The sequence below is a fragment of the Pseudomonas sp. N2-3-1-14 genome (assembly GCF_041228395.1).
Classification (GTDB): domain Bacteria; phylum Pseudomonadota; class Gammaproteobacteria; order Pseudomonadales; family Pseudomonadaceae; genus Aquipseudomonas.
The window spans coordinates 5,895,662-5,910,874 of record NZ_CP166199.1 but is presented as its reverse complement, the minus strand read 5'-3'; the positions used below and the strand labels follow the sequence as shown (position 1 = coordinate 5,910,874).

The 15,213-nt window shown below is 63.4% G+C and carries 13 protein-coding genes; all 13 read left to right on the top strand.

Annotated features, from left to right (window positions below; genetic code table 11):
• Positions 1 to 49: 49 nt before the first annotated feature.
• The 13 genes from AB5I78_RS27410 (at position 50) to madM (ending at position 15,146) form a co-directional block, all read left to right on the top strand.
• The gene (locus AB5I78_RS27410; RefSeq protein WP_369301960.1) at positions 50 to 5,866 is read left to right on the top strand and encodes an Hpt domain-containing protein; all 5,817 of its coding nucleotides are present in this window, start codon (positions 50 to 52) and stop codon (positions 5,864 to 5,866) included.
• Positions 5,859 to 6,314 (top strand): chemotaxis protein CheW, encoded by a 456-nt coding sequence (locus tag AB5I78_RS27405; RefSeq protein WP_053258465.1) that lies wholly within the window; start codon positions 5,859 to 5,861, stop codon positions 6,312 to 6,314. The genes AB5I78_RS27410 and AB5I78_RS27405 overlap by 8 nt, the downstream gene beginning before the upstream one ends.
• A gap of 507 nt (positions 6,315 to 6,821) precedes the next feature.
• Complete coding sequence (locus AB5I78_RS27400) at positions 6,822 to 7,070, top strand: DUF6124 family protein (protein ID WP_369301961.1); 249 nt, start codon at positions 6,822 to 6,824, stop codon at positions 7,068 to 7,070.
• 62 nt (positions 7,071 to 7,132) lie between these two features.
• Positions 7,133 to 7,954, top strand: coding sequence for a hypothetical protein (locus AB5I78_RS27395; RefSeq protein WP_369301962.1), 822 nt, complete (start codon positions 7,133 to 7,135; stop codon positions 7,952 to 7,954).
• Positions 7,955 to 8,016: 62 nt separating this feature from the next.
• Complete coding sequence (gene mdcA / locus AB5I78_RS27390; RefSeq protein ID WP_145157701.1) at positions 8,017 to 9,687, top strand: malonate decarboxylase subunit alpha; 1,671 nt, start codon at positions 8,017 to 8,019, stop codon at positions 9,685 to 9,687.
• Positions 9,688 to 10,521, top strand: coding sequence for a triphosphoribosyl-dephospho-CoA synthase (locus AB5I78_RS27385; RefSeq protein WP_262206971.1), 834 nt, complete (start codon positions 9,688 to 9,690; stop codon positions 10,519 to 10,521). It abuts the gene before it with no gap.
• Positions 10,521 to 10,820 carry a malonate decarboxylase subunit delta gene (locus tag AB5I78_RS27380; RefSeq protein ID WP_056857713.1) on the top strand — a complete coding sequence of 100 codons (300 nt, stop codon included), beginning with the start codon at positions 10,521 to 10,523 and terminating at the stop codon, positions 10,818 to 10,820. The genes AB5I78_RS27385 and AB5I78_RS27380 overlap by 1 nt, the downstream gene beginning before the upstream one ends.
• A complete protein-coding gene (locus tag AB5I78_RS27375) occupies positions 10,813 to 11,655 on the top strand; it encodes a biotin-independent malonate decarboxylase subunit beta (RefSeq protein ID WP_369301963.1) in 843 nt (280 codons plus the stop codon). Before AB5I78_RS27380 ends, AB5I78_RS27375 begins: the two co-directional genes overlap by 8 nt.
• Complete coding sequence (mdcE, locus tag AB5I78_RS27370; protein ID WP_369301964.1) at positions 11,652 to 12,422, top strand: biotin-independent malonate decarboxylase subunit gamma; 771 nt, start codon at positions 11,652 to 11,654, stop codon at positions 12,420 to 12,422. The genes AB5I78_RS27375 and mdcE overlap by 4 nt, the downstream gene beginning before the upstream one ends.
• Complete coding sequence (locus AB5I78_RS27365) at positions 12,416 to 13,012, top strand: malonate decarboxylase holo-ACP synthase (protein ID WP_369301965.1); 597 nt, start codon at positions 12,416 to 12,418, stop codon at positions 13,010 to 13,012. Before mdcE ends, AB5I78_RS27365 begins: the two co-directional genes overlap by 7 nt.
• Complete coding sequence (gene mdcH, locus AB5I78_RS27360) at positions 13,009 to 13,908, top strand: malonate decarboxylase subunit epsilon (protein WP_369301966.1); 900 nt, start codon at positions 13,009 to 13,011, stop codon at positions 13,906 to 13,908. The genes AB5I78_RS27365 and mdcH overlap by 4 nt, the downstream gene beginning before the upstream one ends.
• 67 nt (positions 13,909 to 13,975) lie before the next feature.
• The gene (gene madL / locus AB5I78_RS27355; protein WP_106575654.1) at positions 13,976 to 14,380 is read left to right on the top strand and encodes a malonate transporter subunit MadL; all 405 of its coding nucleotides are present in this window, start codon (positions 13,976 to 13,978) and stop codon (positions 14,378 to 14,380) included.
• 1 nt (position 14,381) lies between these two features.
• Positions 14,382 to 15,146: a malonate transporter subunit MadM gene (madM, locus tag AB5I78_RS27350; protein WP_119737496.1), complete on the top strand. Its 765-nt coding sequence runs from the start codon at positions 14,382 to 14,384 to the stop codon at positions 15,144 to 15,146.
• Positions 15,147 to 15,213 lie beyond the last annotated feature (67 nt).

Sequence of the window (15,213 nt, the reverse complement as noted above, 5' to 3'; positions counted from 1 at the left end):
CATTGTTCTTGGCAACACACGCAATTCACGAATTCTAAGCGGAGCAGTTATGGTTGATCGGCACGACTACGTGGCCCTCGAATGGGTCAAGGGCGACATTGCCGAAACCCTGAAACAGGCCCGTTCGGCGCTGGACGCGTTTGTCGAAACCCGCGACAGCGACGCCATTGCCGAGTGCCTGGCCGGTATCCACCAAGTGCATGGCGCGCTGCAGATGGTCGAGTTCTACGGCGCAGCGCTGCTGGCCGAAGAGATCGAAGCGCTGGCCCTGGCCCTGCAAGCCGAGCGCGTCAGCCAGCGCGATGAAAGCATCCGCCTGCTGCAACAGGCCCTCGGGCAACTGCCGCTGTACCTCGACCGCGTGCACAGCGCCCGCCGCGACCTGCCGCTGGTGGTGTTGCCGCTGCTCAACGACCTGCGCAGTGCGCGCGGTGAAAGCCTGCTGTCGGAGACCAGCCTGTTCAGCCCGCAGCTGTTGTCGATTGCGCCGTTGCCCGACGAGGCCTTGGCCCAACGCACACTGCCGGACCTTCACGAGCAACTGCGCCAGTGGCATCAACTGCTGCAACAGGCCCTGGCCGGTTTGCTGCGTGAGGACCACGGCCCCAGCAACCTGGAAGACATGGCGCGGGTGTTCGCGCGCCTCGAGGCGTTGTGCCAGGGCGCGCCATTGCTGCCGTTGTGGCAAGTCACCTCGGCGCTGGTCGAAGGCATGCTCACCGGCGTGATCGCCAACAGCCCGGCGCTGCGCAGCCTGCTCAAGGCCAGCGACAAGCAACTCAAGCGTCTGCTGGTCCAGGGCATCGGCGGCATTAACCAGCCCGCGCCGGATGAACTGCTAAAAAGCTTGCTGTTCTACGTGGCCAAGGTCACCCGGCCGACGCCGCGCATGCAAAGCCTCAAGGAACGCTACGGGCTGGATGAAGCCTTGCCCGACAGCGCCGTGGTCGATGCCGAGCGTGCGCGTTTGGCCGGACCGGACCGCAATGCCATGGGCTCGGTGCTCGGCGCCTTGTGCGAGGAACTGGTGCGGGTCAAGGAGCGCCTCGACCTGTTCGTGCGCAGCGACCGCCAACACACCAACGACCTCGATGCCCTGCTGGCGCCACTGCGCCAGATCGCCGACACCTTGGCGGTGCTGGGCTTTGGCCAGCCGCGTAAGGTCATCATCGATCAACTGGCGGTGGTGCTGAGCCTGGTGCAGGGCCAGCGCGAACCCAATGACGCGGTGTTGATGGATGTTGCCGGCGCCTTGCTCTACGTCGAGGCCACGCTGGCGGGCATGGCCGGCACCGTCGAGCCGGAGAGCCGCGAAGAGAGCCGCCTGCCCACCACCGACCTGACCCAGATTCATCAATTGGTGATCCGCGAATCCTGCCAATGCCTGCGCCAGGCCAAAGAGCTGGTGATCGATTGCCTTGAGGCCGATTGGGACCGCCAGCGCCTGGAGTCACTGCCCGAGCTGCTCAGCCAGGTGCGCGGCGCGTTGGCGATGATTCCGCTGCCGCGTGCGGCGAGCCTGATGCGTGGTTGCACCGATTATGTCGATGAACAGTTGATGACCGGCGCTGCGCCACCGCCCGAGGCGCAGCTGGCGCATTTCGCCGACGTGGTCAGCAGCCTGGAATACTACCTGGAACGCATGCTCCAGGACCCCGACGCCGCCGGCGAACGCGTGCTGGAGCTGGCCACCCAAGGCCTGGCTGCACTCGGCTATCTGCCGGTCGAAAAGCCTTGGCGCCAGGCGCTGGCCGCGCCGGATGGCGCCCTGTCGACAGAGATCGCGCCGAGCCAGTCCCAATTCGATGCGTTGGCCAACCCCACGTCACGCCTGAATCCGCCTGCCCTGCACCGTCCGGGCAGCCTCTTGCCGCCGCCCGTTGGCGAAGAACCTGTCGACGATGAACTGCGTGAAGTCTTCCTCGAAGAAACCGATGAAGTCCTCGACGTGTTGCACCGCTACTTGCCCAACAGCGCCGACAAAACCGCCCAAAGCGAGATGCGGCGTGCCTTCCACACGCTCAAAGGCAGCGGCCGGATGGTCCGCGCCCTGGTACTGGCCGAGCTGGCCTGGGCGGTGGAAAACCTGCTTAACCGGGTGCTCGAACGCAGCGTGGCGCTCGACGCTGATGTGCAACAGGTGCTGGATGAGGCCGTGGCCCTGCTGCCGGAGTTGATCGCCGACTTTGCGGCCGACGACCAACGCCAGCGCGATGAAGTCGACGCCCTGGCGGCCCGTGCCCACGCCTTGGCCAGCGGCACTCAACCGGCCGCAGAGCCCCATGACCCGATGTTGCTGGAGATCTTTCGCAACGAAGCCCAGAGCCACCTGGAGAGCCTCAACCACTTTCTGCAACAGGCCGCCGAGCATATGCCGCTGCAAGTCAGCGATGAACTGCAACGCGCCCTGCACACCCTCAAGGGCAGCGCCTACATGGCCGGCGTGTTGCCGATGGCCGAACTGGCGCGCCCGCTCGATCACCTGACCCGCGAATACAAGGCCCACCGCCTGCCGCTGGACCTGGATGAAGTGGAGCTGTTGCTGGAAGCCGAAGCCCTGTTCCAGCGCGGGTTGCGTCAGCTGGACAGTGATCCGCTGGTGCCGATCAAGGGCGCGGCGGAGTTGATCAGCCGCACGCAAAGCCTGCTCGACCAACAGCTGCAAGCCTTGCTCGACGCGCCCAACACCGGGCTGCGCATCAAGCGCGACGCGCAGCTGATCAGCAACTTCCTGGCCCAGGGCATGGACATCCTGCTGGATGCCGAAAGCCTGCTGCGCCGCTGGCAGCAACACCCCGGCGAACGCCAGGAACTGACCGCGCTGCTGGACGAGTTGACCACCCTGGGCGAGGGCGCACACATCGCCGACCTGCACGCCATCGACGAACTCTGCGAAGCCTTGCTCGACCTCTATGGCGCTGTGGAAGAGAGCAGCCTGGCGGTCAGCGAACGGTTTTTCCATGAGGCCGAACAGGCCCATGAAGCGCTGATCAACATGCTCGACCAACTGGCGGCCGGCCAGGAAATCAGCCCGGCGCCGGCTCGGGTAGACGCCCTGCGCGAACTGCTGGATGAAGCCCTCGACCCGTCCGCCACCGGCCTGATCAAAAGCGACGGCGGGCGCGCCCCTAGCATTTCCGAACTGGGCGCCGCCACGGCCCGGTTGGGCCAGGACACGGCGATGGACGACGAGATCGTCGAGATTTTCCTGGAAGAGGCAGTGGACATCCTCGACAGCGCCGGGCAGTCGCTGAAACGCTGGCTGCTGGAGCCGGACAGCGCGGCGCCGTTGTCGTCATTGCAGCGGGATTTGCACACCCTCAAGGGCGGCGCGCGCATGGCCGAAATCGGCCCGATTGGCGACCTCGCCCATGAGCTGGAATGCCTGTACGAAGGCCTGGTGGACCGCCGCTACAGTTACTCGACCGAACTGTCCCAAGTATTGATGGCCAGCCATGAGCGGCTGGCCTTGCAGCTCGATCAACTGCAAGACCACCAACCTCTGAGCGACTCCAGTGACTTGATCGCCCAGTTGCGCGCGTTGCGCCAGAACAACGCGCCCGCCACTGCGCCCACAGAACCTGAAACCGCAGCGGCTGATCCGGAGTTGCTGGATATCTTCCTCGAAGAAGCCGCCGATATTCTCGACAGTTCAAGCAGCGCGTTGCTGCGCTGGCAGGCCGAGCCGAGCAATCGCCAGGAGGTGGAAACCTTGCTGCGCGACTTGCACACCCTCAAGGGCGGCGCGCGCATGGTCGAAATCGGGCCGATTGGCGATTTGGCCCATGAGCTGGAGTTTCTCTACGAAGGCCTGTCTGCCGGTTTGCTTGCGCCGTCGCCGGAACTGTTCGCCTTGCTGCAAGGCTGCCATGACCGCCTGGCGCAGATGATCGACGCGGTGGCGGGCGGTTTGCCGGTGGGGTCGGTGGATAAACTCATCAAGCGCATCAGGAGCCTGGTGCACCCCGGTGACGAGCCGCTGGCGCCCGTAGCCTTGCCGGCCGGCAAGGCCGAAGCGGCGGTGGACCCCGGCGCCGACATGGTGAAAATTTCCGCCGACTTGCTTGATGATCTGGTCAACCTGGCCGGTGAAACCTCGATCTTCCGTGGCCGTATCGAGCAGCAGGTCAACGACGCGCGTATCGCGCTCAACGAAGTCGAAACCACCATCGAGCGTATGCGTGACCAACTGCGCCGCCTCGACACCGAAACCCAGGGCCGCATTCTCAGTCGTCAGCAGGCCGAGGCCGAGCGCCTGGGCTATGAAGAATTCGACCCGCTGGAAATGGACCGGCATTCGCAGCTGCAGCAGCTGTCGCGCGCGCTGTCCGAATCGGCCTCCGACCTGCTGGACCTCAAGGAAACCCTCGACCGTCGCAACGGGGATGCACACAACCTGTTGCAGCAACAGGCACGCATCAACACCGAGCTGCAAGAAGGCCTGATGCGCACGCGCATGGTGCCGTTCGAACGCATGCTGCCGCGCCTCAAACGCATCGTGCGCCAGGTGGCGGAGGAGTTGGGCAAGGACGTTGAATTCGTGGTCGGCAATGCCGAAGGCGAGATGGACCGCAACGTGCTGGAGCGCATGGTGGCGCCGCTTGAACATATGCTGCGCAATGCCGTCGACCATGGCCTGGAGTCCCGCGAGGCGCGCGTGTTGGCCGGTAAACCCGAGAAGGGCCGTATCAGCCTGGACCTGACCCACGAAGGCGGCGACATCGTCTTCGACATGCGCGACGACGGTGCCGGTGTGCCCCTGGACGCGGTGCGGCGCAAGGCGATCAAGCGCGGCCTGCTCGCGCCTGATCAAGACATGAGCGACCGCGACGTGTTGCAGTTCATCCTGCAGCCGGGCTTTTCCACCGCCGAAAAAATCACCCAGATTTCCGGGCGCGGCGTGGGCATGGACGTGGTGCACGAAGAAGTGCGCCAACTCGGCGGCTCGATGTTCATCGACTCAACGCCGGGCGCGGGCGTGCACTTTCGCATTCGCCTGCCGTTTACCGTGTCGGTCAATCGCGCGCTGATGGTGCAATGCGCGGACGACCAATATGCGATCCCGCTCAACACCATTGAAGGCCTGGTGCGCGTGTTGCCCCACGAGCTGGCCGGGCACTATCAGCAAGATCCGCCGCGTTACGAATACGCCGGCCAGCGTTATGAATTGTTCTATTTGGGCGACCTGCTGCACACCGTCGCCCGGCCCAGACTGCTCGGCCAATACCAGCCAGTGCCGGTGCTGTTGGTGCAATGCAACGAGCGGCGCGTGGCAGTGCACGTGGACGCCATGGCCGGTACGCGCGAGATCGTGGTCAAGGGCCTGGGGCCACAGTTTGCCGGCGTGCAGGGTTTGTCCGGGGCGACCATTCTGGGCGATGGTCGCGTGGTGCTGATTATCGACTTGCTGGCGCACATTCGCGCCCGCCAACCGGCGTTGCCGGCTCAGTCGGTGGACGCGCCGCTGATCCTCAACGACCCGTTGAAAAAGCGCCCGCTGCTGGTGCTGGTGGTGGACGACTCGGTCACCGTGCGCAAAGTCACCAGCCGCCTGCTGGAGCGCAACGGCATGAACGTGCTCACCGCCAAAGACGGCATCGACGCCATCGCCCTGCTCGAAGAACACACCCCGGACCTGATGCTGCTCGACATCGAAATGCCGCGCATGGACGGCTTCGAAGTGGCGATCCAGGTGCGCAACGACCCACGCTTGATGCGCCTGCCGATCATCATGATCACCTCGCGCACCGGCCAAAAACACCGCGACCGCGCCATGGCCATCGGCGTCAACGACTACCTCGGCAAGCCGTACCAAGAGTCGGTGCTGCTGGAAAGCATCGCCTACTGGAGCAAGTCCCATGCTTGACCACCGCACCAGCCAACTCACCGGCCTGCTGCTGCCCCTGGCCGACCGCCACCTGGTGCTTCCCAACGTCGCCATCGCCGAACTGATCGACTTCCAGCGCGGCGAACCGGCCAGCGACGCACCGCCGTGGTACCTGCGGCAAGTCACATGGCGCGACCGGCAGTTGCCGTTGATCAGCTTTGAAGCCGTGTGCGGCGAGGCCAGCGTGACCGGCGAGCGCTCGCGGATTGTGGTGTTGAACGCGCTGGGCGGGCGGCCGACGTTGAAGTTTATTGCGATGGTGATTCAGGGCATTCCGCGTTCGTACAAGCTGGATAGCCAGTTGAGTTACGTGGACGTGCCGCTGTGCCCGCTGGAGCTGGCAGCGGTGCAAGTGGGGGAACATGTGGCGAAGGTGCCCGACCTTATGGGGCTTGAAGCCTTGTTGGTCGAATCCGGCCTGGCCTGACCCTTGTGGCTTGCACCATTTTTCGTGGCGAGCGGGCTTGCCCCGCGTTGGGCTGCGCAGCAGCCCCAAACATGCCGTCTCTATAAACCTGACACACTGCGTTTACCTTAATGGGGCCGCTTCGCAGCCCAACGCGGGGCAAGCCCGCTCGCCACGGGAAGCGCTTTTGCTTTGAGATTTGTAGGAGGGCCTCGGATTTTTCCCGCAAGATTTCGGGCTGTGCGTGAACTTGTTGTGGGTAGTCATGGAGGCTAGTCTTCGCTCCGTCATCGAAAAAAACGGTGACACGGACGTGCAAGTCCGACGAAACTGTTTAGGCGTAAAAACGCCCAGCCAACCACGGGCGTTTTTTGTGCTCGCTGCTTTATGGCGGCTGCGCGCAGGAGGTCTTCGGACCTGCTGGGTGTCCTAAACAGGCCCGGTCTTGCACACCTGCGCACGGTCGCCACCCTCATTCGCGTGCAAGCGAACGGTGGCGCTCCTTACTAACTGTTTAGGAGTTTCATCATGGTCAAACCTACCCCTAATCCACCTGCTTCCAAGCTTTTCACCGTAGACCCCCATCAGAACACTGAAACCCTGCTGGTCAACGCCAGCGAAACTTTGTCCTCGCTAAACGCCATGACCTGCAATCTGGCCTTCAACCTGGACACCTCCCAGCGCGCAATCATGCTCGGCATTCAGCAAATGGCAGCGCTCGGGCAGCTATTAGTGGATCGAGCCCTAGAACAAATTTCCCCTTCTTCAGCGGCTTAAAACTGGATCGTTCCCAGAAAGGGACCTGTCGGTCCCTTTCTGGGACTTATTGACCGTCGTCCATGGTGACCGGTATCGGTAAAGCTTCACGTTATGCGGCCGATAATCGAGAACTACTTTTAGGACGGAGTAAAGCCAGCGTGAGGGAGCTTTGGGTTGGAATTATGCGTAACTTTGCGTTTCTCTACGATGCGATTGTAGGGATTCTGTTTCTGTGGTTTTTGGCGGTGGTTTTAACGGCGTTAGTAGTCAGAGTAGGGGGCAAAGGGCGTGGAGCGTTATGGGGAGCTGGAATTTCCCTTCTGGGAGCCGTAGTTATTTTGTTACGTCTTGAGTTGGTGGGAGGGGCTGTAGGCGTAAAAGAGGTGCTGAGCAACTTCATAATAATGAGCTTGGGCGGGTTAGGGTCAGGACTCCTTGCCGTTGCGTTAATGGAGGATACGAACGAGACGGAAGCGTTGAGGTTCAAAGCCGGGCTATTCTGTGTTCTCGATTACGCCTTTGTATGGATGGGATTGTCCTCTCTATCGATGCTGTTCTTTTTCCTTCTCTCGAAACTATCTGGCCAATTCGTTGCAACCGATTATGTACTCGAGGTGATGTTCGTCATTTTCTGCGGAGCCTTCTTGAGTGTTGTTGTCCTTGAGCGGCGCGACAAATTTGGACGTTTGGAAGAGTGGGTAGGGTTGGTCCTTTTTATCTTTTTATTGGCTCTTTCCCTTATTTACGAAGAAACGCTCGCTTGCGTATGGACTCAGGCAGGAGGTTGGATCCTAGCTGTGAATGGCCTACTGACTCTAGCGGTGGGTGGTATCTGGTGGCACTACCGAAAACTAAACTCTGAAACTGTTACTCCAACCGTAACGATCCGCCGTTGGGCTTGATTGATACCCCCCACGTTCACTCCTAAGGTACAGCCCACGACAGCAAACCCCGTGGAGCGACCATGACAACAACCATCACCCCCGACTCGCGCTGGACGCGGCGGCGCGACGAGAAGCAGCGGCGCCTCGGGCTGGTCAAAAAATACGCAGACGGGGCGGTGTTGCCCAGTGACAGAATCGTCGAGGCCCTGGAAGCGCTGATTCTCCCTGGCGACCGCGTGGTGCTGGAGGGCAACAACCAGAAGCAGGCCGACTTCCTCTCGCGCTCCCTGGCCAAGGCCGACCCGGCCAAGCTCCACGATTTGCACATGATCATGCCCAGTGTCGGCCGTTCCGAGCACTTGGACCTGTTTGAAAAGGGCATCGCCCGCAAGCTCGACTTCTCTTTCGCCGGCACCCAATCCCTGCGCATCAGCCAGCTGCTGGAAGACGGCCTGCTGGAAATCGGCGCGATCCACACCTACATCGAACTCTACGCGCGGCTGGTGGTGGACCTGATCCCCAACGTCGTGCTCTCGGCCGGTTTCATGGCCGACCGCGCCGGTAACATTTACACCGGCGCCAGCACCGAAGACACCCCGGCGCTGATCGAGCCTGCCGCGTTCAGCGATGGCATCGTCATCGTGCAGGTCAACCAGTTGGTGGATGACGTCACCGATTTGCCCCGCGTCGACATCCCCGCAAGCTGGGTGGATTTTGTGGTGGTGGCCGACAAGCCGTTCTACATCGAGCCGCTGTTCACCCGCGACCCGCGCCATATCAAGCCGGTGCATGTGCTGATGGCGATGATGGCGATCCGTGGCATCTATGAAAAACACAATGTGCAGTCGCTCAACCACGGCATTGGGTTCAACACCGCCGCCATCGAGTTGATCCTGCCGACTTACGGCGAATCCCTCGGCCTTAAAGGCAAAATCTGCCGCAACTGGACCCTCAACCCGCACCCAACCCTGATCCCCGCCATCGAAAGCGGCTGGGTGGAAAGCGTGCATTGCTTTGGCACCGAACTGGGCATGGAAAACTACATCGCCGCGCGGCCTGATGTGTTCTTCACCGGCCGCGACGGCTCGATGCGCTCCAACCGGATGTTCTGCCAGCTCGCCGGCCAATACGCCGTGGACCTGTTTATCGGCGCCACTCTGCAAGTGGATGGCGACGGGCATTCCTCCACCGTCACCCGTGGCCGCCTCGCCGGGTTTGGTGGCGCGCCGAACATGGGCCACGACCCGCGCGGCCGTCGGCATGGCACCCCGGCCTGGCTGGACATGCGCCACGACGACGCGCCGCAAGCCTTGCTTGAGCGTGGCAAAAAGTTGGTTGTACAAATGGTCGAAACCTTCCAGGAAGGCGGCAAACCCACTTTCGTCGAGACCCTCGACGCCGTCGAAGTGGCGCGCAAAAGCGGCATGCCGCTGGCGCCGATCATGATCTACGGCGACGATGTCACCCACCTGCTCACCGAAGAAGGCATCGCCTACCTGTATAAGGCGCGCTCGCTGGAAGAGCGCCAGGCGATGATCGCCGCCGTCGCTGGCGTCACCGCCATCGGCCTGCGCCACAACCCCAAAGACACCGCGCGCATGCGCCGCGAAGGCTTGATCGCGTTGCCCGAAGACCTCGGCATTCGCCGCACCGACGCCACCCGCGAGCTGTTGGCCGCCAAGAGCGTGGCCGACCTGGTGGAGTGGTCCGGTGGCTTGTACAACCCGCCCGCCAAATTCAGGAGCTGGTAAATGCGCGCGCTCAAACTGCATGAACTGAGCCTGGCTGATCGCCTGGCAGACATGGCCGTCGACGCGCTGATCGATGAGGCGGACCTGTCGCCCAAACCGGCCTTGGTGGACCGCCGCGGTAACGGTGCCCATAGCGATTTGCACCTGGGCCTGATGCACGCTTCGGCGCTGTCGCTGTGGCCGATGTTCAAGGAGATGGCGGAAGCCGCGCTTGAATTCGGTGAAGTCGGTTTGCCCTTGCGCGAAGCCCTCGGGCAGATTGGCCGCGAAGGCGAGCAAGCGATGCTCACCACCACCAATGGCGTGAACACCCATCGCGGCGCGATCTGGGCGCTCGGTTTGCTCACTGCTGCTGCGGCGCTGGAGCCACGCAGCGTCACGCTGACGGCGGCAAAATTAGCCCTGCTCAACGACCGCTACGCCCCGCAGCCGCTGAGCCACGGCGCTCAGGTTGCTCAACGCTACGGCGCGCGCGGCGCCCGTGAAGAAGCACAACTGGGCTTCCCGTCCGTGACGCAACGTGGCCTGCCGCAACTGCACAAAAGCCGCCAGCAAAACGCGGGTGAGCAGAACGCACGCCTGGATGCCTTGCTCGCCATCATGACTGACCTGGCCGACACCTGCGTGCTCTACCGCGCCGGCACCGAAGGCCTGCACGCCATGCAACGCGGCGCCCAAGCGGTGCTGGACGCAGGCGGCAGCGCGACCCTCGCCGGTCGCCGCCAATTGCACGAACTGGACGACCAATTGCTGGCCCTGAATGCCTCCCCCGGCGGCGCCGCCGACCTGTTGGCCGCCTGCCTGTTTATCGACCGCCTCGACGGAGCGTTTTGATGGAAACCTTATCCTTTGAATTCCCCGCCGGGCAGCCGCCCAAAGGCCGTGCGCTGGTGGGTTGCGTCGGCTCCGGCGACCTGGAAGTGCTGCTGGAACCGGGCACGCCCGGCACGCTGACCATCCAGGTGCAGACCTCGGTGAATGGCGCCGAACAGCGCTGGCAGCATCTGTTCGAGCGGATCTTCCAGGAGCACACGCCGCCGGCGTTGAAGATCGATATCCACGACTTCGGCGCCACGCCCGGCGTGGTGCGTTTGCGCCTGGAGCAAGGCTTCGAGGAGATCGGCCATGACTGACTTGCTCAACAAACACAGCTTCGTTGAATTGGGAGCACGGCAGCGGGCCAAGGCCTTGCTCGACGCCGGCACGTATCGCGAACTGATCGACCCCTTCCAACGCGTGATGTCGCCCTGGCTCAGCCGCCAAGGCGTGGTGCCCCAGGCCGATGACGGCGTGGTGATCGCCAAAGGCAGCATCGCCGGAAAGCCGGTGGTGGTGGCCGCTATCGAAGGCAACTTCCAGGGCGGCAGCCTCGGTGAAGTCGGCGGTGCAAAAATTGCCGGTGCCCTGGAGCTGGCGGCTGAAGACAACCGCAATGGCATCCCGACCGGCGCGGTGCTGTTGCTGGAAACCGGCGGCGTGCGCTTGCAGGAAGCCAACCTCGGCCTCGCGGCGATTGCCGATATCCATGCGGCGATTGTCGACCTGCGCCAGTACCAGCCGGTGATCGGCGTGGTGGCCGGCAGTGTCGGTTGCTTTGGCGGCATGTCCATCGCCGCCGGGCTGTGCAGCTACCTTGTGGTCACTCGCGAAGCACGCCTGGGCCTGAATGGCCCGCAAGTGATCGAGCAGGAGGCAGGCCTGGAAGAATACGACTCCCGCGACCGCCCGTTTATCTGGAGCCTCACCGGCGGCGAACAGCGCTTCAACAGCGGCCTGGCTGACCGTTACGTGGCGGACGATGTGGCGCAGATCCAACAGACGGTTACCGCGCTGTTGCAACAAGGTATGCCCGAACACCCGCGCAGCCGTCAGGTCGATTTCTACCTGACGCGCCTGACCGAGCTGGACGCCACGCCGCAAATCGACGCGGCGACGGTGCGCGACCTGTACCAAGGAGATCGCTCATGAGAGGCCTGCAGTGGTTCAACGCATTGAGTGCCGGCGCCACACCTGTGGACGGTTTGCCGGCCTCGCTGAAAGTCGCCGACGGCGTATTGGGTGAGCAAGCCGTGCGCTTCATCGCCGTGGTCACCGACGCGCACAACCGTTTCCCGCGGGCGCGCAATGGCGAAGTCGGCCTGCTCGAAGGCTGGGGCCTGGCCAAAGCCGTGGACGATGCTATCGCCCGTGGCGACAAGCGCCCGATCATCGCCATCGTCGATGTGCCCAGCCAAGCCTATGGCCGTCGCGAAGAAGCCTTGGGCATCCATCAAGCCCTGGCCGCCGCCGCCGACAGCTACGCCCGCGCTCGGTTGGCCGGGCACCCGGTGATCGCGCTGCTGGTGGGCAAGGCCATGTCCGGCGCGTTCCTCGCCCACGGCTACCAGGCCAACCGCCTGATTGCTCTGCGCGACCCTGGCGTGATGGTGCATGCGATGGGCAAGGCGTCGGCGGCGCGGGTGACCCTGCGCAGTGTCGAAGAGCTGGAAGCCCTGGCCGCCAGCGTGCCGCCGATGGCTTACGACATCGACAGTTATGCCAGCCTTGGTTTGCTCTGGGAGACGCTGTCGGTCAGCCAGATTGAATACCCCACGGCGGACGATGTGGTGCGCGTCAGTGATTGCCTGCTGCACGCCATCGATGATGTCGCGGGCCCCGATTTAAAAGGACGCCTGGGCGCCACCAACCGTGCCGCTTCCAGCCACGTACGCCAACTGCTGCGGGAGCAATGGTGAACGCTCACGATTTGCTCTGGGGCATGGCCCCGGCGCATCTGCCCGCCGACGCGCCGGCTTGGGTGTTGGAGGCTATCAACGCCGGTCATCCGGTGGTGGTGCGCCGCGCCATCGCCGAGCCGGGCCAGGTGGCCGTCGGCGTGCGCGGGCGTTTGCGTGAGCAGCGGTTTGCGGCCGTGATGCCCATCGCGGCGGTGCAACGGCGAGTAGTGCCCGAGGCGCTGCGTGGTGTGACCTCACCACGGGATTTACCGGCGTTGCGCGCGCTCGATTTACTGCGGCCAGTGTTAGCGCAGGAGACGTGGGGCGTCACGGGCAGCGCGGGTTTTGAGTTGGCCAGTGGAGTTGAGGCACTGCATGCGCAGAGCGACCTGGATTTGATCCTGCGCACGCCCCAGCGTTTGGAGCGCGGTGATGCCGAGGACCTGCTCGCGATATTGGACACGGCGCCGTGTGCCGTGGACCTGCAACTGCAAACCCCGTTTGGCGCCGTCGCCTTGCGCGAGTGGGCGGGAGGCTCGCGCCGAGTACTGCTGAAAACCGTCAGCGGCGCGCACTTGGTGGTTGACCCGTGGCAGGCGGTGGCATGAGCAGCCTTCTGGTATTTCCGGGGCAGGGCGCCCAGCGTACGGGCATGCTCCGCGCGCTGGCGGCCGACGTTCTGGATGAGGCCAGTGACGCCTTGGGTGAAGACGTCCGCCTGCTCGATTCGGCGCAAGCCTTGGCGAGTACGCGCGCTGTTCAACTGTGCCTGCTGATTGTCGGCGTGGCCCATGCCCGTCAGCTGCAACACACGCCGGATTACGTGGCGGGCCTGTCCATCGGCGCCTACCCGGCGGCAGTTATCGCGGGCGCCCTGGCGTTTGCCGACGCGGTAAAACTGGTCAGCTTGCGCGGCGAGCTGATGCAAAACGCTTATCCACAAGGCTTTGGGATGACCGCGCTGATCGGCCCTGAGTTATCCACAGTCGAAAACATACTGAGCGACATCCATAGCCCGCAAACGCCGGTGTATTTGGCCAACATCAACGCCGATAACCAAACCGTGATTGCTGGCAGCGATGCGGCGATGAAGCTCGTCGCAGCGCGCATCAAGGGCAACGGCGTCGCCAAGCGCCTGGCGGTCAGCGTGCCGTCGCATTGCGCGCTGCTGGAGGCGCCTGCCCAGGCGCTGGCGCAAGCATTCGTCACGCTCAAGGCGCCGCGCATTACCTACCTGAGCAGCACCCGCGCGCGGCCGATTCACAACCCCGAGCAACTGCGCGACGACCTGGCCTTCAACATGTGCCGCATCGTCGATTGGCGCGGCACCGTGCAAAGCGCCTACGAGCGTGGCGTGCGCCTGCAAATCGAACTGCCGCCGGGCGCTGTGCTCACTGGCCTGTCACGCCGCGTGTTTGAGCAGGGCACGGTGATCGCCTGCGAAGGCGCGCGCCTGGACACCCTGCAGGCCCTGCTGCAAGAGGAGGAACGCCGCCACCGATAAAGCTCCACCCAAGGCTTTCGAAGCACAAAAACAACAATTTCGATGAAGCACTTTGAGGACAACAACGATGATTATTTATGGTGTGGCCTTGCTGGCGATCTGCATGTTGGCGGGAGTGATCCTCGGCGACATGCTCGGTGTGTTGCTGGGCGTCAAATCCAATGTGGGCGGCGTCGGGATCGCCATGATCCTGTTGATCTGCGCGCGCTTGTGGATGCAAAAACACGGTGGCATGACCAAAGACTGCGAAATGGGCGTGGGCTTTTGGGGCGCCATGTACATTCCGGTGGTGGTGGCGATGGCCGCGCAACAAAACGTGGTGACCGCGCTGCACGGCGGCCCGGTCGCTGTGCTGGCCGCCATCGGTTCGGTGGTGGTTTGCGGTTGCACCATTGCCCTGATCAGCCGCACGCACAAGGGTGAACCCTTGCCCGCCGAAGAGCCGCTGATCGCTGCTGCGGGAGGTCGCTGATATGTGGCCTCTGATTGAAAAAGGTTTGGAAAATAACAGCCTGGTCACCGCGTTTGCCTTCGTCGGTGTGGTGATGTGGGTTTCCGTGGTGCTGTCCAAGCGCCTGACGTTCGGGCGCATTCATGGCTCGGCGATTGCCATCGTGATCGGGCTGGTGTTGGCCTGGGTCGGCGGCACACTCACCGGCGGGCAAAAAGGCCTGGCGGACATGGCGCTGTTCTCCGGCATCGGCTTGATGGGCGGCGCGATGCTGCGCGATTTCGCCATTGTTGCCACCGCGTTTGAAGTGCAGGCCACCGAGGCGCGCAAAGCCGGGCTGATCGGTGTGATTGCGTTGCTGCTGGGCACCATCCTGCCGTTCATCGTTGGCGCGAGCATGGCCTGGGCGTTTGGGTATCGCGATGCGATCAGCATGACCACCATCGGCGCGGGTGCCGTGACTTACATCGTTGGCCCTGTGACCGGTGCGGCGATTGGCGCGACCTCGGATGTGATGGCGCTGTCGATTGCGACAGGGTTGATCAAGGCGATTCTGGTGATGGTCGGCACGCCCGTGGCAGCGCGCTGGATGGGCCTGGATAACCCGCGCTCGGCGATGGTATTTGGTGGGCTGGCCGGCACGGTGAGTGGGGTGACGGCGGGGCTGGCGGCGACAGATCGGCGGTTGGTGCCGTATGGCGCGCTGACTGCCACTTTCCATACCGGGCTTGGGTGTTTGCTTGGGCCGTCGTTGCTGTACTTCATCGTGCGCGGGATCGTTGGCTAGCCCCGTAATTCAAGTTGATTGGTCTGGCCTCTTCGCGAGCAAGCCCGCTCCCACAGTTGGAATGCAT